Raw genomic sequence first — 23,368 nt, forward strand, 5'->3', positions numbered from 1 at the left:
ACCCGCACCCTGCGTACACCTGGTATGCCGCAGCCAGTGAAGTCACTTCGGCGTTTTGTCGACTTCCCGACATGGAGGGGTCTCAAACCCTTTCGCGCCTCAGGCCGCTCGCACAAGTGAAGGGCCCGGAGTCCATTGACTCCGGGCCCTTCATATGAGTAGCGGGGACAGGATTTGAACCTGCGACCTCTGGGTTATGAGCCCAGCGAGCTACCGAGCTGCTCCACCCCGCGCCGTTGTGTGACAACCGTACCACGGCGCGGGGTGTGCCCTGCTCAGCTGCCCTGTCCGCCGCCTCCGCCGGCGTCCTTCTCGGCCTTGGCCGCCTTCTCCAGCGCGTCCCTCAGATCCTTCTGGGCCTTGCCGTAGGCGGTCCAGTCCTGCTCCGAGAGAGCCTTCTCGCCGGCCTCGATGGCGTCCTGGGCGTCCTTCAGGGCCTCACGCACCGTCGGGTTCTCACTCGCGCCCGCGTCACCCCCGCCGTCGCCGCCGCCGGTGTCACCACCGGTGTCCCCGCCGGTGTCACCGCCGGTGCCCTCGGGCGAACTGCTGGACGGCTCTTTCTCGCCGAAGACGACGTCCAGCGCGTCGGAGAGCGAGTCCTCGAACGCCGTCTCGTCCCCGTAGGACACCAGCACCTTGCGCAGCAGCGGGTAGTTGGTCCCCGCGCCGCGGACGTAGACCGGCTCCACGTAGAGCAGGCCGCCGTCCAGCGGGACCGTCAGCAGATTGCCGTACTCGATCTCCGAGTCCCCTCGCTGGAGGATGTTGATCTCGTTGGCGATGGCGGTCTCGGAGTTGAACTTGCTCTGCACCTGCTGGGGTCCGGACACCGTGGTGTTCGACGGCAGTTTCAGGATTCTGATCTGGCCGTAACCGTCACTGGTGGCGTCGGCGTCCACGGCCATGAACGCGCCGAGGTTGTCACGCCGGTTCGGGGTGAAGGTCGTGGTCAGCGAGAAGGTCTGCTCGTCCTGGTCCGGCATCCTCATGCTGAGGTAGTACGGCGGCACCGAGTTGCCGGACTTGTTCGTCGGGTCGTCCGGGACCTGCCAGACCTCACTGCCGCTGTAGAACTGCGCGGAGTTGGTGACGTGGTACCGGGTGAGCAGCTCGCGCTGCACCTTGAACAGGTCCTGCGGGTACCGCAGGTGCTCCATCAGCTCCTTGCCGATGGCGCTCTTCTTCTCCACCGTGCCGGGGAACGACTTCATCCAGGTCTTGAGGACCGGGTCCTCCGTGTCCCACTGGTAGAGCTTGACCGTGCCCTCGTAGGCGTCGACCGTCGCCTTCACGGAGTTGCGGATGTAGTTCACCCGGTTCTGCTGGGCGACGACCTCGCGCTGGCCGTCGGTCAGCGAGTCGGCCGTGGTGTCGCCCAGGGTGGTCCGGGAGGCGTACGGGTAGCCGTTGGAGGTGGTGTAGGCGTCCACGATCCACTGGATGCGGCCGTTGACCACCGCCGGGTAGGCGTCACCGTCGATGGTGAGCCACGGCGCCACGGCCTCCACCCGCTCCTTGGGGGTGCGGTTGTAGAGGATCCGCGAGCCCTCGCCGATCGCCCCGGAGTAGAGGATCTGCGGCTCGCTGAAGGCCGCGGCGTACGCGGCGCGGTTCAGCGGTCCGGAGAGGTCCACCCCGCTCTTCCCGGTGTAGCTGTAGAGCTTCTCACCGCCGTCGTCGGAGTAGTCGAGCTCCTTCTGCGGGCCACCGACGATCGAGTACTGCTGCATCTTCTCGCCGTAGTAGACCCGCTGCTCGTACTTGCCGAACTCGCCCTCGGTCGGCAGGTCGGACTCGGTGAAGTCCGGCGCGCCGCCGCTGGTGGTGGAGGTGCCCTTGGCGGCCACCGCACCGAAGCCGTGCGTGTACTTGAAGTGGTCGTTGATCCAGTTGCGCTCGGGGATGCCGTTGATGTTCAGCTCGCGCAGGCCGATGACGGTGTCCTGCTCCTTGCCGTCGGCGTCCTTGTAGCGGTCGACGTCCAGGGTGTCCGGGAAGCCGTAGTAACCACGGACCTGCTGGAGCTGCTGGACGGTGGGCGAGACCACGTTCGGGTCGAGCAGGCGCAGGCTGGCCGTGGTCTCGGCCTCCTCGCGGAGCTTCGCGCTCTCCTCCTCGTCGACGGAGACCTTGCCCTCGTAGTCGCTCACCTCGGAGTCGTCGATGCCGTACGCCTGGCGTGTGGCATCGATGTTCTTCTTGATGTACGGCGCCTCCTTGGCCTGCTCGTTCGGCTCGACCTGGAACTTCTGGACGATGGCCGGGTAGAGCCCGCCGATGAGGATGGCCGAGAGCACCATCAGGCCGAAGCCGATGACCGGCAGCTGCCAGGTGCGCCGCCAGAGCGTGGCGAAGAACAGCACCGCGCAGATGGCGGCGATGAAGAACAGGATCGTCTTCGCCGGGAGGTAGGCGTTGGCGTCGACGTAGCGCAGGCCCGTCCAGTTGCCGGTGGCCTTGAAGTCACTCGACTTCACCGCCAGGCCGTACCGGTCCAGCCAGTAGGCCACCGCCTTGAGCGTCACGAAGAGGCCGAGCAGGACCGACAGGTGGCCGGTGACCGCGGCCGTCGCCTTGGCACCGGGGCTGCTGAGCCGCAGCCCGCCGTAGAGGTAGTGGGTCAGCGCCGCCGCGATCAGGGAGAGCACGACCGCCGCGAAGCCGAAGGCCAGCAGGAAGCGGTACCACGGCAGGTCGAAGGCGTAGAACGCGATGTCCTTGCCGAACTGCGGGTCCTTGTTCCCGAACGGGACGCCGTTGATCCACATCAGCCAGGTGCGCCACTGACCGGCGGCCGAGGCACCCGCGATCAGGCCCACCACGGCCGTGACCCCGAGCAGCACCCACTTCTTGTACGGGGCGATACCCATCCGGTAACGATCGAGCGACTGCTGCTCCAGCGACATGGCGCTCAGCGGCGGCCGCATCCGGTGCGCCAGCCAGACGTTGACGCCCACGGCGCCCGCCATCAGCAGCCCGAAGACGGCAAACAGCCCGATCTTGGTGAACAGCGTGGTCCGGAAGACCGAGGAGTAGTCGACGGAGCGGTACCAGAGCCAGTCGGTCCAGAACCCGGCGAACATCACGAACACCATGGCCAGAACGGCCAGCGCGCCCAGCGTCATCAGCAAGGTCCTGGAGCGCCCGGACGGTCGGCCGCTTCTCATCCGTGGCCCGCTCGGGCCTCCGCCGCGGTCCGGCATCTGGAAAGCCAAGGTCGCCCCTCGTGTTTCTTCACGGTGACCGCAGTGACCGCAGCGATCGCGGGGAGCGCAGGGGTCGCTGTGATCACTGAGATCGCAGTCATACGGTTCATGTCAACAGGCCCACAGATACTAGGGCCCACCTATGCAACTTACTCAAGCTTTACCCGGTTCCCGATTCCGGAGGGGAACCAGGCAAGATATTGACCATGCCTGTCTCCCCTCCCTCCCCCTCCTCCCCCGCGCCGGACGGGCCCGACCCGATCGCGGCCGCCCCGCTCACCCGCGCCGTCCTGGAGATCGACGAGTACGCGGCCGGTCTCGGCTGGGACCAGCCCGCCCGCCTTTTCGCCCTCGTGGACACGGACCGGTTGCTGGCCGAGGAGCCCGAGCTCGCCGGACAGCTCGGCCTGGCGGAGGGCAGCGCCCCGGCCGGCGGGCTGACCCCTGTCGAGCAGGACGAGCTGCCGCCCGGCATCCCCCTCGACGAGTTCCTGGCCACCATCGCCTGGCCGGACGCGGTGGGCGGCTGCGCCATGACCGTGGAGCGCCTCATGCTCCCGCCCTCGGCCGAGGCGTCCGTACCGGACGAGCTCGACGAGGAGCAGCTGACGCGCTGGGTCGCCGAGCACCCGGACCGCCAGGAGGTCCGGATGACCGTGGCGGTGCTGCGCGACGGCAGCCGCGAATCCGCGCTGCGGCTGCGCGACAAGGACACCGCGACCGAGGTGCTCACCGGAGCCGGCCTGGTGCCGGGGCTGGCCGAGGCGCTGTCGGCCACCTTCGCCTGAGGTCCCGCCGCGGACGGCGGGGACGCCGGTCACGGCCGGGGGGACGGCCGGCGGTCACGGCCTGCGGTGACGGCCGCGACGGGAGCGTGCGAGCGCCGCGCGGTCACGCAGCGGCCGCCGGCACGCCGGGACGGCTGGGGGCGCGGCGGCACGGGCGTGCGTGCGGCGGCAGGGGTGGCGGGGACCTGCCCCGCAGGCCCCGCCGGCCGGTGCCGTGGCACGTGCCCCGCGCCGGCCCGCCCGCCGGGCAGCGGGCGGCTGGGCGGTGGGCTCAGCTCCGTCCGCAGGTGGGCACCGAGCCGGCCCGGCCGTCGGCGATCTTCTCCAGCGAGTCCACCGCGTCCTTGATCGTCCGGACCTCGACCAGGGTCAGCCCGTCGGGCTTGCCGTTCAGCGCGCCCTCGCAGTTCTCCGCCGGGGTCAGGAAGTACTCCGCGCCCTTCTCCCGGGCGCCGATGGTCTTCATCGCGATGCCCCCGATGGGGCCGACCTTCCCCTCGTCGTCGATCGTTCCCGTACCGGCGACGAACTTCCCCCCGGTGAGCGATCCGGGCGTCAGCTTGTCCACCAGGCCCAGGGAGAACATCAGCCCGGCGCTGGGACCGCCGACGTCGGCGAGCTTGATGTCGATGTCGAACGGGAAGACATGATCGGTTCCGGCCTGGATGCCCACGACGGCCCGGCCGTCCTCGGGCGCCTTCCGGGTGGTGACGGTGACCGTCTCCGTGGTGCCGGGCTCCGGCTCGCCCGCCTTCTCCGCGGCGGCGGCCTGCTTGGCGGGCACGACGGTGAACTCCACCCACTCGCCGGGCTTGTGCTCGGTGACCCGCGCGGCCACGTCCGCCGGCTTGCGCACCGCCTTGCCGTCCACGTACTTGATCACATCACCCGCGTGCAGCTTCTTCTGGGCCGGGCTGTCCTTGACCACGGAGGCGACGACCACCCGGGTGGTCACCGGTATCCCGAGCTGCTCCAGCGCGGCCACCTTGGCGCTCTCCTGCGACTGGTTGAACTCCTCGGCGTTCTCCTCGTCCGCCTCCTGAGCCGTCTGCCCCTTCGGGTAGAGCGTGGAGTGGGGCACCACGGCGTTCCGGGAGAGCCAGCCGTACACCGCTTCGGCGAGGTTCATCCGGTAGTCGGCTCCGGTGACCCTCACCGTCGTCATGTTCAGGTGACCGTCCGAGGGGTACGTCTTCCGGCCGGTCACCTGGAGCACCTCCTCGCCCCCGTGCTCGGCGAGGGTGTTCACCGTCGGCCCCGGGGACATCTCCGCGTACGGCACCGGGATCAGCACCCCGGCACAGAGCAGCGCGACCAGCAGCAGGGTGGAGGTGAGCATCGTCACGGTGCGGCGTGGCATGGAACGACAGTACGGGACCGGGGACGAAGGCCACGCGCGGGGCGGTCCGTCCGGGGCCGGGCCGCCGGGCTCCGCCGCCGTCAGGCCGCGTCCGAGTCGGGGGCCGTCCGCGAGGGGGCGCCGGGAGCGGGGCGCTCCATGGCCTCCCGGAACTTCGCGTAGCCCGCGAGTTCCGCGACATCCTCCGTCTTGCGGCGGCGTGCGGCCCAGCGCGCCCACAGACCCGCCGCGACCGCGGCGACCACCGGAATCAGCAACCAGGCGACAGCAGCCATGCCGGCCTCCCGACCCCATGTACCAGCGCGCAACAGCGCGATCAACAACAGATCAGCAGATTAGCCACCTGCCCGCTCAACGCTCACGGCAGGGGGGCGGTTCCGCAACCCGGGCCGTGGCGGCGGACCCGTTCCCGGGATACCCACCGTGACGGCGCGTACACCCCGCGCTCCCACCGCCGGAGGCGTACGCCCCCGGCGCCCGGGACGGGCGTTCGGGGCGGGCGTTCGGGGCGGGCGTTCCGGTGAGCGAAGGGTGGTTCGCGGGCCTGTGCCGTTGCGGGGCCCGGTGCCGAGGGACGTGACTCCCGTTCCCCCGCGCCGCAGGCGGCTCGCCCGCCGAAGGAACATCGCGCGAGGCACCCCCGGCCGTGGCACCACCCTCCCACCCGTCACCCGGCCACCACCCCACCACGAGGGCGCTACGCACCCACCCTCCCACCCGTCACCCGACCACCACCCCACCACGAGGGCGCTACGCACCCACCCTCCCACCCGTCACCCGACCACCACCCCACCATGAGGGCGCTACGCGCCCACCCACTCTTCGGTGCCGTTCGTGAATTGCTGGTGTTTCCAGATCGGCACCTCGTGTTTGAGGTCGTCGATCAGGCGGCGGCAGGCGTCGAACGCCTCCGCGCGGTGCGGGCAGGAGACGGCCACCACCACGGCCAGATCGCCGATGGCCAGTTGGCCCGTCCGGTGGACGGCGGCCAGGGCGCGGACGGGGAAGTCCGCGGCCACCTTCTCGGCCACCCGCCGAAGCTCCGCCTCGGCCGTGGGATGGGCGGTGTACCCCAAAGCGGCCACGTCGGCGCCGCCGTCGTGGTCACGAACCGTCCCGACGAAGAGCGCGGTACCGCCCGCGGCGTCGTCCGAGACCGCCGCGAACACCTCGTCGACGGAGAGGGGGGAGTCGCGGACCGCCAGCAGGCGGATCGGGTCGGGGTGGGCGTGCTCACCGGGATGCTCGTACGTACGTGCCATGGTGCCCATCGTGCCGTACCGGACACGGACCGTGGAACCGGCGGCGTTCCGGCGTGCCGAGGGCCGGGGACCGCGTACGGCCCCGGTGGCCGGGGCGGCCGCCGGTGAGCGACGGGCGGCACGGGCGGTGGACGGCCCGGAGGGCGGTGGCGTCGCAACCGGAGGCGCGCGGGGCGCGGCGGGATGCGGGCCGCGTGGGCAGCCGCTGGGGACGGGCGCCGGGAACCGTTCCGTGGCCCGGCCGGCGGGCGGGAGGCCCTACAGCCGGCGGCGGGCCTTGCGGGCGCGGCGCACCAGCGCGGCCGTGCCGACGAGGGCCACGGTGGCGCCCGCGGCACCGAGCGTGGTGGCGTCCTTCCGGCCCAGCCTGCGCCCGGCGACGGTGTGCCGGCCGGCCACCTCGTCCAGGAGTTCCGCCAGCACCTCCTCGTTGGTGTACTCGGGGCGCCAGCCCGACTCGCGCAGCCGGCCGCCGCTGACGACCCACGGGTGCATGGTGTACGCGAGGTCACCGGCGGGGGACGGGGTGAGTCCGAGCCGGTGCAGCCGGGAGGCGGCACCGAGGGCCACCGCGGAGGGAAGTTCCATCCGGCGGATGCCGGTCAGCTCCTCGACCTGGTCCTGTTCCAGCCAGCCGTCGCAGCCGACGGCGAACTCCCCTTCGACCCGCTCCAGTGCCGCGTGCTCCAGCGCGCTCACCAGATCGTGCATGTGGCAGAACTGCCACGTGGGGCGGGAGCCGGCGACGACGAGCAGCCGGGGCGACTCGAAGTAGCGGGTCAGCGCGGTGTCGGTGCCGCCGACCAGCACCGCGGGCCGCGCCACGGTGACGGCGAGGCCGGGATGCACCCGGGGGGCGTGGCGGCCGAGCCGCTCGATCTCCAGCAGGTCGCCCACGCAGGTCGCGTCCGCCGTGGCGCGGAGTTCGGCGTCCTCCGTGAGCGGAACGTCGTTCTCCGCGCGCGCTCCGTAGACCATCGCGGAGGTGCAGAGGACGACCCGGCGCACCCCGGCGGCGGCCGACGCGGTGAGGACGGTCTGGGTGCCGCGCACGTTGCGGGAGGTGCGCTCGGCCGGGTCGGACTCCAGGTCGAGATCGAGCGCCAGGTGCACCACGACGTCGACGCCCTGGAGCTCCGCGGCGATCAGCGGGTCACGGACGTCCATGACGCGCCACTCGGCCTCCGGCACCTCGCCGCGGCGCTCGTCGATGGCGATGACCTGCTTGATCCACTCCGAGGCAGCGAGCCGCCGGGTCAGCAGTTCACCGGCGCCGGTGGCGGCTCCGGTGACCGCGACGACGGGCTTCCGCGCGGCGGACGCGGGGTTTCGCGCTGCGCGAACTTGGGGGTGTGGGGAACTCACCGGGCGTCTCCAGCGGTTGTCTGCGTACACGCGTACGTGCGCCTGAGCGTACGGACCAGGTGGCGTCCATCCTGCCGCAGGCCGGGCGGCGGCGGAGCACCCGAGCCCCGGCGCGGCCGACGTGCCTACGCTGGAAGGTGACGCCGGACAGCCGCCGCCGGCCGAGTCGGCGGCCCTACGATCCGAGGAAACCCGTGAGTGACTATCCATTCGGATTCGGCCTTCCGCCGGAGGAGCCGGAGGACGGCGACAACGGCCGGAAGAAGGGCGGCGAGGACGGTGGCCGGGGCCCGGCCGGTCCGTTCGGCTTCGGCACGGGGCCCGGCGGCCCCGGGGGTGACAATCCGCTCGCGGCGATGTTCGGCTCGCTGAACCCGAACGACCTCGGCGCGGCCTTCCAGCAGCTCGGGCAGATGCTCTCCTACGAGGGCGGCCCCGTGAACTGGGAGATGGCCAAGGACATCGCCCGGCAGACGGTCGCGCGCGGCTCGGGTGACCCGAGCGTGACGCCGGGCGAGCGCTCCGCGGTCGAGGAGGCCGTCCGTCTGGCGGACCTGTGGCTGGACGGCGTCACCTCGCTCCCCTCGGGGTCCCACGCGGCGGTGGCCTGGAGCCGGGCGGAGTGGGTGGAGGCGACCCTGCCCGCCTGGAAGGAACTGGTCGACCCGGTCGCCGAGCGGGTCTCCGGTGCCATGGGCGACATCCTGCCCGAGGAGATGCAGGCCGTCGCGGGCCCGCTGCTGGGCATGATGCGGTCCATGGGCGGCGCCATGTTCGGCACCCAGATCGGTCAGGCCGTCGGCACCCTCGCGGGCGAGGTGGTCGGCTCCACCGACATCGGGCTGCCGCTGGGCCCGTCGAACAAGGCCGCGCTGCTGCCGGTGAACGTCACCGCGTTCGGCGAGGACCTCGGGGTGCCGCAGGACGAGGTGCGGCTCTACCTGGCGCTGCGCGAGGCCGCGCACCAGCGGCTGTTCGCGCACGTCCCGTGGCTGCGCTCGCACCTCTTCGGCGCGGTCGAGGGGTACGCCCGGGGGATCACGGTGGACACCGCCAAGCTGGAGGATGTCGTCGGCCGGCTCGACCCGGCGAACCCCGAGCAGTTGCAGGAGGCGCTGCAACAGGGGATGTTCCAGCCGGAGGACACGGCCGCGCAGAAGGCGGCACTGGCCCGGCTGGAGACCGCCCTCGCGCTGGTCGAGGGGTGGGTGGACGCGGTGGTGCACGCCGCCGCCGCACCGCACCTGCCCTCGGCGGGCGCGCTGCGGGAGACGCTGCGGCGCCGCCGGGCCACGGGCGGGCCCGCGGAGCAGACCTTCGCCACCCTGATCGGGCTGGAGCTGCGGCCGCGCCGGCTGCGGGACGCCTCCCGGCTGTGGGCCTCCCTCGCCGACGCCCGCGGCGTCGACGGCCGGGACGCCCTGTGGTCGCACCCGGACATGCTTCCCACCGCCGAGGACCTGGACGACCCCGACGGCTTCGTCCACCGCGAGCAGGTGGACTTCTCGGAACTCGACAAGCTGCTGGGCGAGGCGGCGGACGCCGGTGGCACCGGCATGTTCGACAAGCCCGGGAGCACCGGCGCCACCGGCGGCGAGGAGCGGGGCGGCGAACCGGGCCGCCCCGATGGCCCCGCTGACACCGACGGCCCCGATGGCACGGGGAACAGCCGCGACCGGGGGGACGACGGCCCGAAGTGAGCCTGCACGCGGACGCGACACACGTTCTGGAACGCTGGTCCCCGCCCGTCCCCACCCCCCGCGCATGGGAGGGAACGGAACGGGACACACCCGGCACCGGGCCCGGGCAGGAGCAGCTGCGGGCGGACTATCTGCGCCATCTGTCGGAGCACCCGGACGGCATGTGGAAGGCGTGCCGTTCCGGGCATCTGACGGCGAGCGCGCTCGTCGTGGACCCGGCGGCCGGGCGGGTGCTGCTGACCCTGCACCGGAAGCTGGGCCTGTGGCTGCAGACCGGGGGCCACTGCGAGCCGGCGGACGCCACCCTGGCCGGTGCCGCGCTCCGGGAGGCCACCGAGGAATCGGGCATCGCCGGGCTGGAGCTGCTGGCCGGCGGGCCCGTCCGGCTCGACCGGCACCACACCCCCTGCGCCTGGCATCTGGACACGCAGTACGCCGCCGTCGCGCCCGCCGGGGCGGTGACGGCGGTCAGCGAGGAATCCCTGGACCTGCGGTGGTTCGCCTTCGACGAGGTGGCTCAGGTGGCGGACGCCTCCGTGGTCCGGCTCACGGAGGACGTGCGCGCGCTGCTCTGAGCGCGACGGCCGGTCGAGCGGGTCCGTCCGCCGGTCTTCCCCGAGGTACGGCGGGCGCGCCGGACGCGGAACCGGCTCGTCCGGCGGTACTGCGGTACTGCGGTCCGGCGTATCGGCGCCATGGCCGACGGCTGTGGCCGGGAGGTTCCCGGCCACAGCCGTCAGCGGTTGGTCCAGATGTTCCCCTGGTTCGCCCCGTGCGCGCCGTGCGCTCCCATGCCGTACTGGGCGGCGAGGCCCTGGCCGGGGGCGGCGTTCTGCGGCGGCAGCGCCTCGCTGGGCTGGACGAGGGCGTAGCCCTGGCCGGAGAAGCTGAGTTCCCAGCCCTCACCGGTGTTGCCGCGCCGCCGGAAGACCCCGGCGGAGTGGGTCTGCGCCTGCATCTGCACCCGCAGCGAGGCCGACCAGGCCACCACCGCGTCGGCGTCCGCGCTGACGTAGCGGTCCGGCGTCACCTGGAGCATCAACGGCTTGCCGGAGGTCATCAGCGCGACCTTGCCGCGCCCGGTGATGTGCAGGTTGTAGGCGCCGGTGCCGGAGATGCCGAACTGGCTGTCCACGGCGACGGTCTCCCAGTGCAGCGAGGAGTCGAGCGCGAGCACGTAGGCGCTGTCGACGGTGAGCCCTTCCTGGTCCACCTCCACCACGTGCACGTACTGGGCGAGGTTGGCCAGGAAGAGCGTGCCCTGGCCGGAGCAGCGCATGAGGTCGAGGCCCTCGCCGGTGCGGGCGGCGGCCCGGCGCTGTCCCGGTGTGCGGTACTCGCCGTCGAACTCGATCAGGCCCTGGTAGGCGACCATGCTGCCCTTGCGGGCCAGCAGGTCGTCGTGGCCGCCCAGCGTGACCCGCAGCAACTGCGGGTTCTGCAAGGCGTACCGCTCCTGCGTCTGGTGCTCGGTGTGGCCGAACAGCGGACTCTGCATGGTGTGCGTTCCCCCCCTCAGCCCCGGGCCCGGAGCCGGTCGCTGCTGTCCTCGCTGGGCTGGACGACCACGAACCCCTCGCCGGAGAAGCCCAGCTGGTAGGCCTCCCCGCTGCCGCGGCCGATCAGCGAGGCGGCCTTGAAGCTCCGCTTCCCCTTCGTCCGCAGTCCGGTGGACCAGGCCACCAGGGCGTCCGGGTCCACAAAGGTCTCGTCCTCGCCGCGGCCGCAGTCGACGACGATCGGGGTGCCGCGCGAGGTGAGCGCCACCCAGCCGGTGCCGGCGATCTCCACGTTGAACAGGCCCTGGCCGGCGAACTTGGCCAGGCCCTTGACCCGCTGGACGCCCCACCGCAGATGCGCGTCGAACGCCAGCAGGTTGCTGCCGTTGACGGACAGCGCCTCGTCGGCCAAGTGGACGCAGATCACGTCCGCGCCGTAGTCGGCGAGGTACAGCAGGCCGTCGCCGCTGCACTTCATCAGCGGCGCGCCCTCACCGGTGAGCCACTGCGAGGCCATCTGCCGGACGGCGGGCGGATTGGGCTCGTACTGGACGAAGCCCTCGTAGGCGACCATCGAACCGGTCCGGGCGAAGAGGTCCTGGCCGCTGTGGAGGGCGACGCGGAGCATGGCCGGCCCGTGGGTCTCCATCCGGGCGGACACCGGTGCCGGGGCGTACCCCGAGATCATGTGCTGGTCCATGGCGGGCTCCCTCAGACCTCGTACGGCTGGACGACGATGAAGTTGCCGGGCGCCCCACGGAACTGGAGGTTCACGGTCTCCCCGCTGTGACCGGGGAAGGCGTTCCGGCGGAGCCGCACCTGACTGGAGATGATCACCTGCGAGGCCGCCGACCAGGCCACGACGGCGTTGCTGTCGGCGTAGGTGGACGGCGTGACGGGCAGCACGACGGGCGTGCCGTGGGTCTTGACGACCACGGTGCCGGTGCCCTGGAACTGAAGGGTGAACAGGGCGCCGCCGGGAATGCCGTGTCCCTCGATCCGCCGCACCTCGTGCTGGAGCGACTCGTCGAACGCCAGTACGTTGTGGGCCGAGACGCAGATCGCGTCCCCCTGGAGCTCGATCGGGTGGATCTGCGCGGCGCTCTCGGCGAGGAACACCTGGCCACGGCCCGTGCACCGCATCAACGACAGTTCCTGGCCGGTGGCGTTGCCCACCACGCGGCCGGCGAGGCCGGTCCCCTTGTAGGAGAAGTCGACATCGCCCTGGTAGAGCACCATGCTGCCCTGGCGGGCGAGGACGGGCCGGCCGTCGGAGCCGAGGTCGACCCGGAGGAGTTGCTGGTTCTGGAGGGTCCAGCGCTGCCCGGTGGGCGCTTCGCGGTACGCGGCGAGGGCCTTGCCCAGGCCGGCCGGCCCGGCGGCGCCCTGGGGCGGCGCGTAGGGCGACGGAGCGCCGGGCACCGGCCCGGGCGGTGCGCCGGGCGGCGGATAACCGGCGGGGGCGCCGGGCGGCACCTGGCCCGCGGGGGCGCCGGGCGGCGCCGGGGGGCCGGGGAAGGGCGCGGGCACCGCGGGCGGCGCGCCCCACGGCGAGGCGGGCGGGACGGGAGCGCCGGGTGCCGGGGGAACGGCTCGGGGCGGTGTGGCCGGAGGCGGCGGGCCGGGCGGCGCCGGGGTCGTAGCCGGTGCCTGAGCCGGGGCCGGTGGGGGCGGCGCGGGCTGGGGAGACGTGAACCGGTGTACCGGAGCGGGAGCGGAGGGCGGCGCGGGCTGCCCGGCGGGCGCCCCGGGCGGCGCGCCGGGGACCGCGAAGGCGGGTGGCCCGGCGGGGGCGGACGGCTCCGCGGGCGGGGCGAACCCCGGCACCCCGCCGCCGTCCTGCGGTGGTACCGATTCCTCCTCCAGCACCTCGCCGCCGAAGTTCCTGAGCAGCGCGTCGAGGCCGCCGTCGAAGCCCTGGCCCACGGCGGCGAAGCGCCAGCCGTCCTTGCGGTAGAAGTCCCCGAGCATCACCGCCCGCTCGGAGGTGAACTCCGTTCCGTCGAAGGGATACCGGGCCACCTCCTCGCCCCCCGCGACGATCCGGAGATAGCCGGGCCCGATCCGGGACATCTGCCCCTCGCCGTCGAGCGTCGCCGTGAAGGAGAGCTTGTGGACGGAGGGCGGCACGCGGTCGAGAGTGACACGGAAGGACTCGGTGTCACCCGCCTGCGCACCGAGGAGCTGGATGGACTCCTCGGGGGACTTCGGCTGATTGAAGAAGACGAAATACCGGTCGTCGGAGAGCCGTTCATCGGCGTCGAGACCGAAACAACTGATGTCGAAGGAGAGGCCGGGGCCGGATATCCGTACCCCTATGTACAGATCGGTCCCCGCCGTCAGATCGCTGATCCTGGCCTTGTGGCCGCGCTGGAATTCCCTGGCCATGCGTGACGCCGTCCCCCCGGTTCCGAGCTGTCCGTGCTCGCGCCAGGCTAACGGCTGGATCCGGCCACTGGCGATCGCCCGGGCACCCGCTTCCGGAACGGATCCGGACGGAACTCCCCACCGCGCCCGGGGACGGGCCCGGGGACGGCACGGGACACGACTCAGGTCCCGGAGCCGGCCGGTCAGGTCTCCGAGCGGGCGGGCGCCTCCGCCGGAGCGGAACACGGCGGTTCCGGCGGGTCCGGCGGTTCACCGGCGCGGGAGGGATCCGCGGCGCCGGTGAACTCAGGGGATCCGGCGGGGCCGCCGGCATCACCGGGGTCCGCGGCGTGCGGCAGCCGGCCGGCGGCGGCCACGCCTTCCAGGTACCCCCGGGCCCGCTCCGTGCGGGGATAGGCGTCCAGCAGCCGCCAGAAGTCCGCGCCGTGGCCGGGCACCAGCAGATGGGCCAGTTCGTGGAGGAGGACGTAGTCCACCACGTACCCCGGCATCCCCTGCAGCCGGTGGGAGAGGCGGATGCTGCCCTCGGCGGGGGTGCACGACCCCCAGCGGGTGTTCTGATTGGTGACCCAGCGCACGGTACGCGGGCGGGCCCGGGCGCCGAGATACTGCGCGGACAGCCGCCCGGCCCGCTCGGCGAGCTCGCCGTCGTCCAGCATGCGCCGGCTCTCCTGGGCGGCGAGCCGGTCGAGCATCACCGTCACCCAGCGTTCCTCCTCCGCCTGGGACATGCGGGCGGGGATGAGGACGATCGTGCGGTCCCCCTCCCGGTAGGCCGAGACGGTACGGCGCCGCCGGGCACTCCGGCGCACCTCGACGGCGGCCGTCCCCGTCCCCCGGGGCGAGGGGCGGGACGGCTCCGGCGCATGGCGGGGGCGGCCCCCGGCGCGGCTCGTGGGATCGGCGGGCACGCCCCGACGTTACCCGCTCCCGGCCGGGGAAGTCCCGCCTCCGGTCCGTTCGTCCACCACTCCCCCATACCCCCGCGACACCCACGCGCGCCACCGTGCACCACCGCACACCCCGAGTCCCCGCCGATCGCCCACCCGCCACCTCCCCGGCGGGGGGCGGAGCCCGGTGAACGCGGGGCCGGGATCCCGGGTCACCGGGTCACCGGGTCACCGGGTCACCGGAGGGCCGGAGGGACCGAAGACGCCGGAAGTCACCGAAATGCCCGAAGTCTTGCCGGGGAGATGAAATGACTATCCACAGCCCCTGTGGACAACGCTCGACGCCGGTCCGCCCCCGCCCGTCATCCTGGGCACCGGTCGGGAACAACCGGAGGGGCCGCTATGCATCCGATGATCAAGCCCGCGCTGCGGCGCGGCTGGCGTGACCGGCAGACCGTGCAGTTCGGGGTGGCACCGGCGCACGCCGTGGTGCTGGGCCCGGTGGACACGGCGACGGGCAGCTTCCTCTCCCTGCTCGACGGCACCCGGGGAATGCCGTTACTGCGGGCCGAGGCCAAGGCGCTGGGGCTCCCCGCCGACCGGCCCGCCGAACTCCTGGCCCGGCTCGCGGGAGCCGGCCTGCTGGACGACGCGGCGGTGGAGGGCGTCCCGCCGCCGGAGCGCTGCGATCCACCTGCGGACCCGGACCGGCTCCGGGCCGACCTGGCCTCGCTCTCCGTGGTCCATCCGGAACCGGGCGCCGCGCGCCGCCGGATGGCGGCGCGCCGGGCGCTGCGGGTCCGGGTACGCGGGGCGGGCCGGGTGGGCGCGGCCGTGGCCACGGCTCTGTCGGCCTCGGGGATCGGCCAGGTCGACGTGGTGGACGGCGGGCGGGTCGCGCCCTGGGAGACGGCGCCCGGCGGGCTGCCGCCGGAGTCGGCCGGGGAGCGGCGTGAGATCGCCGCGCGGCGGGCCGTGCGCGCCGCCGCACCGGGTGGCGGCCGGTCCCGCCGGGGGCCGTCCGGAGCGGGTGAGCCGTGCGGTCCCGGCCCCGGCCTGGCCCTGACGGTGCTCACCCCACGGGACGGTCTCGACGCCCACGCCCCGGACCCGGCGACCGCCGAGCCGCTGCTCGCCACGGGCACCCCGCACCTCTACGCCGGTGTGCTGGAGGGCACGGGCGTGGTGGGGCCGCTGGTGCTCCCCGGCGAGACGGCCTGCGCCGGCTGTCTCCAGCGCCACCGCTCCGAGCGGGAACCCACCTGGCCCCGGATGCTCGCCCAGTGGCGGTCCGCCCGCGGCTCGGCCGCGCCCGCCTGTGACACGGCGCTCGCCACCGTCGTGGCCGGGCTGGCGGCCGCCCACGCACTGACGTTCCTGGACGGCGGGGCGCCGGTGTGCGCGGGGGCCCGGCTGGAGTTCGCCCTGCCCGATCTGGCCTGGGAGTGCCACCGCCTCGCACCGCATCCGGCCTGCGGGTGCGGTGCGTCCGGAGCGGTGGACCAGCCATACTCACCAGGTGGCGTCAGGACGCCGGCGGGGCCGTCCGGCCCGGGCGCCGAGCCGGAGCGCAGAGGCACTCCGGGGAGGCACAGTGGAGTTGGAGGAGCGCATGTCTGATCTTCCCCGCAAGGCGGTCACCCGTACCGCCAAGCTCGCGGCTCTGCCACTGGGCTTCGCCGGGCGGGCCACCTGGGGCCTGGGCCGGAGAATCGGCGGGCGTTCGGCCGAGATCGTCGGCCGGGAGCTGCAGCAGCGCACCGCGGAGCAGCTCTTCAAGGTTCTCGGTGAGCTCAAGGGCGGGGCCATGAAGTTCGGCCAGGCCCTGTCGGTCTTCGAATCGGCGCTGCCGGAGGAGATCGCCGGCCCGTACCGCGCGGCGCTCACCAAGCTCCAGGAGGCCGCGCCCCCCATGCCGGCCCGTTCCGTCCACGCGGCCCTGGAGGAACGGCTGGGCGCGGACTGGCGGGATCTCTTCACGGAGTTCGAGGACAAGCCCGCGGCCGCGGCCTCGATCGGCCAGGTGCACCGCGCCGTCTGGCACGACGGCCGTGAGGTCGCCGTCAAGGTCCAGTACCCGGGTGCGGGTGAGGCTCTTCTGTCCGACCTCGCCCAGCTCGGGCGGTTCGCCCGGCTGCTCGGCCCGCTGATCCCGGGGATGGACGTCAAACCGCTCATCTCCGAACTGCGGGACCGGGTGTCGGAGGAGCTGGACTACGGCCTGGAGGCACAGGCCCAGCGGGACCACGCCGCCGAGTTCGCGGACGACCCGGACGTCGTCGTGCCCGACGTGGTCCACCAGGGCAAGGAGGTCCTGGTCACCGAATGGCTGGACGGCCTCCCGCTCTCCGAGGTGATAGCAGGGGGCGGTCAGGAGCAGCGGGACCGCGCGGGGCAGCTGCTGGCCCGTTTCCTCTTCTCCGGCACGGCCCGTACCGGGTTGCTGCACGCGGATCCCCACCCCGGCAACTTCCGTCTGCTGCCGGGCCCCGACGGCGGGGCGGACCCGGCGCTGTGGCGGCTCGGCGTCCTCGACTTCGGCACGGTCGACCGGCTGCCCGACGGGCTGCCCCCACTGATCGGCGCGGCGCTGCGCGGCGCCCTGGAAGGGGACGCGGAGGGCGTCCACGCGAAACTGTGCGAGGAGGGCTTCGTCAAGGAATCGGTGGAGCTGGACCCGGACGCCGTGCTGGACTATCTGCTGCCGATCATCGAACCGGCCCGGGTGGAGGAGTTCACCTTCACCCGTGGCTGGATACGCGATCAGGCCGCCCGCATAGCCGATCCCCGCTCCCCCGCCCACCAGCTGGGCCGGCAGCTCAATCTGCCGCCCTCCTACCTGTTGATCCACCGGGTCACCCTCAGCACCATCGGTGTGCTCTGCCAGCTCGGCGCCACGGTCCGGCTGCGGGAGGAGCTGCTCGACTGGCTGCCGGGCTTCGCCGGGGACGAGGGGGACGGCCCCACCGAGGGCGAGGCCCACAGCCCCGCCGGGGAAGGAATTCACGGAACGGAATCCGGCGCCCCCGGAGCGGACGCTTCCCGCGCGCCGCGCGAGGAGCGGGCCGGGCCCCCCTCCCGGGAGACGGCCGGCGGTGAGTCTGCGGACGCCTCACGCGAGGACTCCGCCGGCACGTCCGCGCCCGGGTAGCGAGGGCAGCGGCGCGGGAACAGCCACGGGGCCGCTCCCCGTGGGGACTCGCGTCCCCGTGGAGAACGGCCCCGCCATGAGGTCGGGACGGAGTGACCGGCCCGGAAGCGGACCTCCGGCGCCGGTGGGCGGGTGCCGGGATCGGCGCCGGAGGCGGGTCGTCACTGCATGACGGCCATGGCCAGGGCGCGCCGGGCACGCAGCGAGGCGCGTTCGGCGCGGCGCTGCATCCGCCGGGCACGGACCAGCCGGTTCGCCCTGCGTTCGGACTCGGCCTCCTGGAGGCGCTCGTGCATATGAGCACGAGCCAGGGCTTCTGGAATGAGTTGCATCTCACGGTTCCTGTTCTGACGCGAGCCGGCCGCGCCGTACGTCGGGGTGGCGGTGGTGGCGGTGGCCGCGGTGCGCGCAGCCGAAGGCTCGTAGGGGGACGGTTTCATCGTCGGGGCCTGCTTCATGGGGTCGTGCGTACGAGGGCGGTCGATCGTTCCGGGGGCTTTCATGCGGCGACCGGGTTCTTCCGGGGGCGTCCCCGCGGCCGCTTGCGGGGGACGACGACGCCTTGGACGAACAGCTCGCCACCCCAGACGCCCCACGGCTCGCGCCGGTCCTTGGCGCCCTCGAGGCAGGCCTCACGCAGGGGGCAGCCCTTGCAGAGGGCCTTCGCGTACTCGACGTCGGCGGGCGACTCGGCGAAGAAGACCTCGGGGTCGTAGCTGCGGCAGGGGACGAGTTCACCGAGACGCTCGATCTCGTCGTCGAGCACGGTGAGCCGGGTGGGCTGGGACAAGAGGACCTCCGGGGGACCAGGTGGAGAGGTGGCGTGTTGCCGGGAGAGGGACGGAACGTGCGCTGGTGTGAGCACAGTCGGTGTCTTCCTTGGGTAGGGCCCGGGCCGGGTGGGCCGGGGATGGCTGCCGGTGCCGGTCGGGGCAACGAAAAGGGCCGCGGATCCCGGTTCGGGTTCCGCGGCCCTGGAAGGTGCCGGCCTGATCGGCTGATCAGGCTGGATCTCTCCAGGGTTCATGGCCGCGGGAGGCCCGAATCGTGTGGTGAAGCTCGGCCGCAGACGTCGCACCGAAGGCAGAGCTGCCGTCGGTCCACTTCTGCCGGGAAGCGGCACCCTTGGCCGCGAGGAGGGCATAGGCCGGAACCTGTGCCGCCGCTGCTGCCACCGGTGCCTGAGCCGGTCGCTCGACGCGCGCCGAGCGGGCACGGTCGACGAGACGCGCTTCCAGGACTCCGGACATACCGGTTCCCGGGAGCACGGAGACGCCGGCGCCACAGAAGACGAGCGCGTCACGACCGGGGGCATTCGTCATGCTGATCACTGGGCTCGCCTCCTCTCGGCGTCTCGGGGACCGGCCGGAGCCGGTCTTCGCAGGTCGGTACAACGGGACATCGGGGCCCAAAGGCCCTGTCATGCCCGTGGAAGAGAACCTATGGGGAATCCGGCGGCATGCGCAAACTATTTTTCCGACGACTTCCGGGCGACTTCTCCGCAGGCCCGGGCCGGGCCCCGCGCGCACCCGGCGGTGACCGCCGGCGCCTCCCCCGCGGCCACCGCACGGCCCCACCGCGACCGCCCGAACGGCGCAGCCCGCCGGGGTCCGGCCTCAGCCGCCGGAGGACTCGGCGGCGGGCTCGGAGGAGGGCTCCGCCCCCGAGCAGAGGGCCAGGATCTCCGCCCCGAAGCGGTCGAGCTTCCGCCGCCTCACCCCGGGGATCACGGCCAGTTCACCGGCGCTCGCCGGAACGGTCTCGGCGATCGCCATCAGCGTCTTGTCGGTGAAGAGGCAGAACGCGGGCTGGCTCAACTCCGCCGCTCGCTCCTCCCGCCACTCCAGCAGCCGGCGGTAGAGGCCCTCGTCGAGCTCGGAGGGGCAGTCCTCGCAGCGCATCAGTTTCATCTCGCCGGCGTCGGTCAGCGTCCGGCCGCACACCCGGCAGCGGGCCGGGACCCGCTTGCGCCGGGGCGGCGCGCCCCGTTCCACCCCGGCCACGGCGGAGAGACGGCGGGGGACGGAGCCCGGCACCTGGGTCCCGGACCCGGGGCGCAGGCCGTCCAGGAAACGGCTCGGCCGCCGGCCGCCGCGCCCGCCGGGGGTGCGGGAGAGCGACCACGAGAGCCCCAGGTGGACGCGGGCCCGGGTGACACCGACGTACAGCAGCCGCCGCTCCTCCTCGATCTGCTCCTCGGAGACGGCGTAAGTGATCGGCATCATGCCCTCGGTGAGCCCGACGAGGAAGACGGCGTCCCACTCCAGGCCCTTGGCGGCGTGGAGCGAGGCGAGAGTGACGCCCTCGACCGGAGGGGCGTGCTGGACGCTCGCCCGTTCGGCGAGTTCCGTCACGAAGTCGGCGAGCGTGGCCGCGGGCCGGGCCCGGGCGAAGTCCTCGGCGAGCCGGACGAGCGCGGCCAGTGACTCCCAGCGGTCCCGGACCGCTCCGGAGCCCACCGGCGGTTCGCCGGTCCAGCCGCGGGTGGAGAGCACGGCCCGTACCTGCCCGGGAAGGTCCGCGCCGGCCAGGGAGGGGTCGGTGGCCTCCCCCGCCCGGGCGGCGCCGCGCAGCAGCAGCCCGGCCTCCCGGACCTCGGGGCGTTCGAAGAACCGCTCGGCCCCACGGAGCTGGTAGGGGATCCCCTGGTCCGCGAGGGCCTGCTCGTAACTCTCCGACTGGGCGTTGATCCGGTAGAGCACGGCGATCTCCGCGGCGGAGGCTCCGGCGTCGAGCAGCTCGCGGATGCGCCGTGTCGTGCCCTCGGCCTCGCTCGGTTCGTCCGCGTACTCGGTGAACACCGGTTCCGGACCGGCCGCGCGCTGGGAGACCAGCTCCAGCCGGTGTTCCGCGGCCCGGCCGCTCGCCTGCGCCAGCAGGCCGTTGGCGAGGTGCACCACCTGGGGGGTGGAACGGTAGTCCCGGATGAGCCGGACCACCGTGGCGCCCGGGTGGCGGGAGCGGAAATCCAGCAGATGGTCGGGGGTGGCGCCGGTGAACGAGTAAATGGTCTGGCTGGGGTCGCCGACGACGCAGAGGCTGTTCCGCTCGCCGAGCCACAGGCCCAGCAGCCGCTGCTGGAGAGGGCTGACGTCCTGGTACTCGTCGACCACGAAGTGCTGGTACTGGCGGCGGACCTCCTCGGCGACGTCCTGCCGTTCCTGGAGCACCCCGACCGTCAGCAGCAGCACGTCCTCGAAGTCGATGACGCCCCGCTCCCGCTTGAGCTGCTCGTAGACGGCGTAGATCCGGGCCGTCTCGGCCGGGTCGCGCGGGGAGGAGCGGCGGGCCGCGCCCGCGGCGGCCGGGTACTCCTCGGGGACGGTCTGGGTCACCTTGGCCCACTCGATCTCCCCCGTGACGTCACGGAGTTCGCTGCGGTCCAGCCGGAGGCGGCAGCGGGTGGCGGCCTCCGCCACGAGCGGGGCCTTCCGGTCGACCAGCCGGGGGAGCTGCCCGCCGACCGCCCGGGGCCAGAAGTACTGGAGCTGGCGGAGGGCCGCGGAGTGGAAGGTACGGGCCTGGACACCGGTGGCGCCGAGGCGGCGGAGCCGGCCCCGCATCTCGCCCGCGGCCCGGTTGGTGAAGGTCACCGCGAGCACGGAGGCCGGCTGGAGGATGCCCGCCCGCACCCCGTAGGCGATGCGGTGGGTGATGGCTCTCGTCTTGCCGGTCCCGGCGCCGGCGAGCACGCACACCGGCCCGTGCAGGGCGAGGGCGACCTCGCGCTGTTCCGGGTCCAGCCCGTCCAGCACGGCGTCGGCGTCGGCCGGGGCGGCCGCGGGATCCGACGGCAGGGCGTGGCCGGGAAAGATCGGGGACGGGGTGGCTGGAGTCACCCCGCCATGCTGCCAGGTCGCCCGGACGGACGCGGAGGACCGTCCACAGGCCGGGGGCTCCGGTCGTACCGGCGCGGGGTCGTCCCGTCCCGCCGTGGGACGGACGTGCCCACGGGGCCTGGTGGGAAGGCCGTCGCGCACCGCGCGGCTGAGGCCCGGGGTCGGGGGCGGGGTCGGGGGCGGGACCGGGAGCCGGGAACGGGACCAGGGGCGCTGTCAGGGCCGGGGTCAGGGCCAAGGCGGGGGCGCTGGTCGGGACACAGGGACAGGGGGCAGGCGACAGGGGACAACGCCGGGGCCCGGACGAGGGCCAGGGTGGGGACCGGGGTCGGGACCCGGCACGGCCGGGGCCGGGACTGGCCGGGGCCGGGGCCGGCCGGAGGCCCCGGGACCGCGCCGGCGGGAGCCCGTGTCCGTGGGCCGCCGGTGAACCGTGGTCCGGGCCGTCGCACGCCGGGGCGGGAATGGCGGCGCTCGCCCGTATGTTCCCCTCAGCGAACCAGGCGACAGCGTGAAGGAGCCGCGACCCATGACCGACACCACGGGCAGTGTGACGATGTACAGCACCACTTGGTGCGGGTACTGCCGCCGTCTGAAGAGCCAGATGGAGCGGGAGGGCATCGCCTATACCGAGGTCAACATCGAGCAGGACCCGGCATCCGCGCAGTTCGTGGAGCAGGTGAACAACGGCAACCAGCTCGTGCCGACCGTGCTGTTCCCGGACGGCTCCGCCCTGCCCAACCCGTCACTGGCGCAGGTGAAGGCCAAGCTCGGCCGCTGAGCGGGGGCCGGCCCGCCTCCTCGGGGCCGGCCCGCCCCACGACGGCCGGGCCCGGCAGGTCCCGCCCGGCGGGTCCCGCCCGGCGGGTCCCGCCCGGCCGCGTCCTCAGGGCCGGGCCGATTCCCGGCTCGCTGCCCGCGGCGCCCGCCTCAGCGCGGAACGCCCGCGGGCAGCGGCTTGCCGTACCAGAGTTCGATCAGCCGGGCCGCGATGGAGATACCGGACGGCGGCAGGACCTCGCCGGAGGCGAACGCCACCGCCAGCTCCTCCCGGGAGAACCAGCGCGCCTCGTGCAGTTCCTCGCCGTCCACCTCGATCCGCGCGGAGGTCGCCCGGGCCGTGAACCCCAGCATCAGACTGGCGGGGAACGGCCAGGGCTGGCTGGCCACGTACCGCACCTCGCCGACCGTGACGCCCGCCTCCTCGGCCACCTCGCGGACGACGGCCTGTTCGATGGACTCCCCGGGCTCGACGAAACCCGCGAGCGTGGAGAACCGGCCCGCCGGCCAGTGGAGCTGGCGGCCCAGCAGCGCGCGGTCCCGGTCGTCGGTCACCAGCATGATGACGGCCGGGTCCGTGCGCGGGTAGTGCTCGGCCCCGCAGGCCGGGCAGCGGCGCACGTGGCCGGCGGCCGCGATGAGGGTGCGCTCGCCGCAGCGAGAGCAGAAACGGTGCAGCCGCTGCCAGTTCTCCAGTGCGACGGCGTGCGCCATCAGCGCGGCGTCCCGCGCGGAGAGCAGGGCACCGGCCTCCCGCAGCCCCGCGGGGCGCGCCGACTGGTCGATGCGCCCCGGCAGGGCGTCCTTCTGCAGGGCGAAGTAGCGCACCCCCTCCTCGTCCGTGCCGAGGAAGTAACGGTGTTTCTCGGTGACCGGGGCCTCGAACGCGGGCGTCATCACCAGCTCGGTGCGCCCGTCGGCGGTGTCGTCGATGAGCGCCTGCCCACCGGAGACGACGAAGACCCGCGTGGTCGGATGGCTCCACGCGGCGGCGAGCCACGCCTCGTCCATGCGGTGGTGTGCCGCCCGGTCGATGCCGGCGGGAACCGTGAGGGGGATCCCGGCGGCGCCGGAGGGATCGGTCGAGGTGATCACGGGTGGTTCCTACTCCCCGAGGGGTGGGTCGGGCGGACGGAC

The 23,368-nt window shown here is 73.4% G+C and carries 19 protein-coding genes, 1 tRNA gene and 1 pseudogene; 6 read left to right on the forward strand and 15 right to left on the reverse strand.

Going from position 1 to position 23,368, the window contains the following annotated elements:
• Window positions 1-159: 159 nt before the first annotated feature.
• Both HCK00_RS10405 and HCK00_RS10410 read right to left on the reverse strand, forming a co-directional pair.
• A tRNA-Met gene (locus HCK00_RS10405) sits at window positions 160-233 on the reverse strand.
• A gap of 42 nt (window positions 234-275) precedes the next feature.
• Entirely contained in the window at window positions 276-3,206 is a 2,931-nt protein-coding gene (locus tag HCK00_RS10410) for a UPF0182 family membrane protein (RefSeq protein WP_168101630.1), read from the reverse strand.
• Between the two features lie 209 nt (window positions 3,207-3,415).
• Here HCK00_RS10410 and HCK00_RS10415 point away from each other — a divergent pair, with 209 nt between their 5' ends.
• On the forward strand, window positions 3,416-3,997 hold the full coding sequence (locus HCK00_RS10415; protein WP_168101532.1) for a PPA1309 family protein: 582 nt from the start codon (window positions 3,416-3,418) through the stop codon (window positions 3,995-3,997).
• Between the two features lie 271 nt (window positions 3,998-4,268).
• Here HCK00_RS10415 and HCK00_RS10420 read toward each other — a convergent pair whose 3' ends face one another.
• From HCK00_RS10420 to HCK00_RS10435, 4 genes are all read right to left on the reverse strand, one after another.
• Window positions 4,269-5,357 (reverse strand): YlbL family protein, encoded by a 1,089-nt coding sequence (locus HCK00_RS10420; protein ID WP_168101533.1) that lies wholly within the window; start codon window positions 5,355-5,357, stop codon window positions 4,269-4,271.
• An 80-nt stretch (window positions 5,358-5,437) separates the two neighbouring features.
• On the reverse strand, window positions 5,438-5,632 hold the full coding sequence (locus HCK00_RS10425; RefSeq protein ID WP_168101534.1) for a hypothetical protein: 195 nt from the start codon (window positions 5,630-5,632) through the stop codon (window positions 5,438-5,440).
• A gap of 528 nt (window positions 5,633-6,160) precedes the next feature.
• Entirely contained in the window at window positions 6,161-6,619 is a 459-nt protein-coding gene (locus HCK00_RS10430) for a molybdenum cofactor biosynthesis protein MoaE (RefSeq protein WP_168101535.1), read from the reverse strand.
• A gap of 258 nt (window positions 6,620-6,877) precedes the next feature.
• Window positions 6,878-7,984, reverse strand: a complete 1,107-nt coding sequence (locus HCK00_RS10435; RefSeq protein WP_168101536.1) for an NAD-dependent epimerase/dehydratase family protein — start codon at window positions 7,982-7,984, stop codon at window positions 6,878-6,880.
• A gap of 194 nt (window positions 7,985-8,178) precedes the next feature.
• On the opposite strand from HCK00_RS10435, the gene HCK00_RS10440 reads away from it, so the two are divergent.
• Together HCK00_RS10440 and HCK00_RS10445 are read left to right on the forward strand one after the other, a co-directional pair.
• On the forward strand, window positions 8,179-9,684 hold the full coding sequence (locus tag HCK00_RS10440; RefSeq protein WP_168101537.1) for a zinc-dependent metalloprotease: 1,506 nt from the start codon (window positions 8,179-8,181) through the stop codon (window positions 9,682-9,684).
• The gene (locus HCK00_RS10445) at window positions 9,681-10,259 is read left to right on the forward strand and encodes an NUDIX hydrolase (RefSeq protein WP_168101538.1); all 579 of its coding nucleotides are present in this window, start codon (window positions 9,681-9,683) and stop codon (window positions 10,257-10,259) included. The genes HCK00_RS10440 and HCK00_RS10445 overlap by 4 nt, the downstream gene beginning before the upstream one ends.
• A 161-nt stretch (window positions 10,260-10,420) precedes the next feature.
• Here HCK00_RS10445 and HCK00_RS10450 read toward each other — a convergent pair whose 3' ends face one another.
• The 4 genes and pseudogenes from HCK00_RS10450 to HCK00_RS10465 form a co-directional block, all read right to left on the reverse strand.
• Entirely contained in the window at window positions 10,421-11,182 is a 762-nt protein-coding gene (locus tag HCK00_RS10450; RefSeq protein WP_168101539.1) for an AIM24 family protein, read from the reverse strand.
• 17 nt (window positions 11,183-11,199) lie between these two features.
• The gene (locus HCK00_RS10455; RefSeq protein ID WP_168101540.1) at window positions 11,200-11,883 is read right to left on the reverse strand and encodes an AIM24 family protein; all 684 of its coding nucleotides are present in this window, start codon (window positions 11,881-11,883) and stop codon (window positions 11,200-11,202) included.
• Window positions 11,884-11,894: 11 nt separating this feature from the next.
• On the reverse strand, window positions 11,895-13,571 hold the full coding sequence (locus tag HCK00_RS10460) for a TerD family protein (protein ID WP_168101541.1): 1,677 nt from the start codon (window positions 13,569-13,571) through the stop codon (window positions 11,895-11,897).
• Between the two features lie 311 nt (window positions 13,572-13,882).
• Window positions 13,883-14,482 (reverse strand): annotated as a pseudogene (locus tag HCK00_RS10465) (M48 metallopeptidase family protein); the annotation flags it as partial.
• A gap of 381 nt (window positions 14,483-14,863) precedes the next feature.
• Here HCK00_RS10465 and HCK00_RS10470 point away from each other — a divergent pair.
• Window positions 14,864-16,081 carry a TOMM precursor leader peptide-binding protein gene (locus HCK00_RS10470; RefSeq protein ID WP_168101543.1) on the forward strand — a complete coding sequence of 406 codons (1,218 nt, stop codon included), beginning with the start codon at window positions 14,864-14,866 and terminating at the stop codon, window positions 16,079-16,081.
• Complete coding sequence (locus HCK00_RS10475) at window positions 16,074-17,612, forward strand: ABC1 kinase family protein (protein WP_168101544.1); 1,539 nt, start codon at window positions 16,074-16,076, stop codon at window positions 17,610-17,612. Before HCK00_RS10470 ends, HCK00_RS10475 begins: the two co-directional genes overlap by 8 nt.
• A 161-nt stretch (window positions 17,613-17,773) precedes the next feature.
• On the opposite strand, the gene HCK00_RS10480 is transcribed toward HCK00_RS10475, so the two are convergent.
• The 4 genes from HCK00_RS10480 to HCK00_RS10495 form a co-directional block, all read right to left on the reverse strand.
• Entirely contained in the window at window positions 17,774-18,115 is a 342-nt protein-coding gene (locus tag HCK00_RS10480; protein ID WP_168101545.1) for a putative WhiB-interacting protein, read from the reverse strand.
• A complete protein-coding gene (locus HCK00_RS10485) occupies window positions 18,112-18,477 on the reverse strand; it encodes a WhiB family transcriptional regulator (RefSeq protein WP_168101546.1) in 366 nt (121 codons plus the stop codon). Before HCK00_RS10485 ends, HCK00_RS10480 begins: the two co-directional genes overlap by 4 nt.
• Window positions 18,478-18,613: 136 nt before the next feature.
• Complete coding sequence (locus HCK00_RS10490; RefSeq protein WP_240965467.1) at window positions 18,614-18,934, reverse strand: hypothetical protein; 321 nt, start codon at window positions 18,932-18,934, stop codon at window positions 18,614-18,616.
• 294 nt (window positions 18,935-19,228) lie between these two features.
• The gene (locus HCK00_RS10495; protein ID WP_168101547.1) at window positions 19,229-21,451 is read right to left on the reverse strand and encodes an ATP-dependent DNA helicase UvrD2; all 2,223 of its coding nucleotides are present in this window, start codon (window positions 21,449-21,451) and stop codon (window positions 19,229-19,231) included.
• 529 nt (window positions 21,452-21,980) lie between these two features.
• Between HCK00_RS10495 and HCK00_RS10500 the strand changes: the two genes are divergently transcribed.
• The gene (locus tag HCK00_RS10500) at window positions 21,981-22,232 is read left to right on the forward strand and encodes a mycoredoxin (protein ID WP_168101548.1); all 252 of its coding nucleotides are present in this window, start codon (window positions 21,981-21,983) and stop codon (window positions 22,230-22,232) included.
• 149 nt (window positions 22,233-22,381) lie between these two features.
• Here HCK00_RS10500 and nudC read toward each other — a convergent pair whose 3' ends face one another.
• On the reverse strand, window positions 22,382-23,326 hold the full coding sequence (nudC, locus tag HCK00_RS10505) for an NAD(+) diphosphatase (RefSeq protein ID WP_168101549.1): 945 nt from the start codon (window positions 23,324-23,326) through the stop codon (window positions 22,382-22,384).
• Window positions 23,327-23,368 lie beyond the last annotated feature (42 nt).

Source organism: Streptomyces zingiberis, assembly GCF_012034935.1.
GTDB lineage: Bacteria > Actinomycetota > Actinomycetes > Streptomycetales > Streptomycetaceae > Streptomyces > Streptomyces zingiberis.

Bases quoted from the DNA above. Each gene is read 5' to 3' on its own strand.
- HCK00_RS10450 (WP_168101539.1), bottom strand. From the start codon at position 11,182: ATGCAGAGTCCGCTGTTCGGCCACACCGAGCACCAGACGCAGGAGCGG.
- HCK00_RS10470 (WP_168101543.1), top strand. From the start codon at position 14,864: ATGCATCCGATGATCAAGCCCGCGCTGCGGCGCGGCTGGCGTGACCGG.
- HCK00_RS10500 (WP_168101548.1), top strand. From the start codon at position 21,981: ATGACCGACACCACGGGCAGTGTGACGATGTACAGCACCACTTGGTGC.
- HCK00_RS10460 (WP_168101541.1), bottom strand. From the start codon at position 13,571: ATGGCCAGGGAATTCCAGCGCGGCCACAAGGCCAGGATCAGCGATCTG.
- HCK00_RS10475 (WP_168101544.1), top strand. From the start codon at position 16,074: ATGTCTGATCTTCCCCGCAAGGCGGTCACCCGTACCGCCAAGCTCGCG.
- HCK00_RS10410 (WP_168101630.1), bottom strand. From the start codon at position 3,206: ATGCCGGACCGCGGCGGAGGCCCGAGCGGGCCACGGATGAGAAGCGGC.
- HCK00_RS10455 (WP_168101540.1), bottom strand. From the start codon at position 11,883: ATGGACCAGCACATGATCTCGGGGTACGCCCCGGCACCGGTGTCCGCC.
- HCK00_RS10425 (WP_168101534.1), bottom strand. From the start codon at position 5,632: ATGGCTGCTGTCGCCTGGTTGCTGATTCCGGTGGTCGCCGCGGTCGCG.
- HCK00_RS10430 (WP_168101535.1), bottom strand. From the start codon at position 6,619: ATGGCACGTACGTACGAGCATCCCGGTGAGCACGCCCACCCCGACCCG.
- HCK00_RS10420 (WP_168101533.1), bottom strand. From the start codon at position 5,357: ATGCCACGCCGCACCGTGACGATGCTCACCTCCACCCTGCTGCTGGTC.
- HCK00_RS10415 (WP_168101532.1), top strand. From the start codon at position 3,416: ATGCCTGTCTCCCCTCCCTCCCCCTCCTCCCCCGCGCCGGACGGGCCC.
- HCK00_RS10490 (WP_240965467.1), bottom strand. From the start codon at position 18,934: ATGACGAATGCCCCCGGTCGTGACGCGCTCGTCTTCTGTGGCGCCGGC.
- HCK00_RS10480 (WP_168101545.1), bottom strand. From the start codon at position 18,115: ATGAAAGCCCCCGGAACGATCGACCGCCCTCGTACGCACGACCCCATG.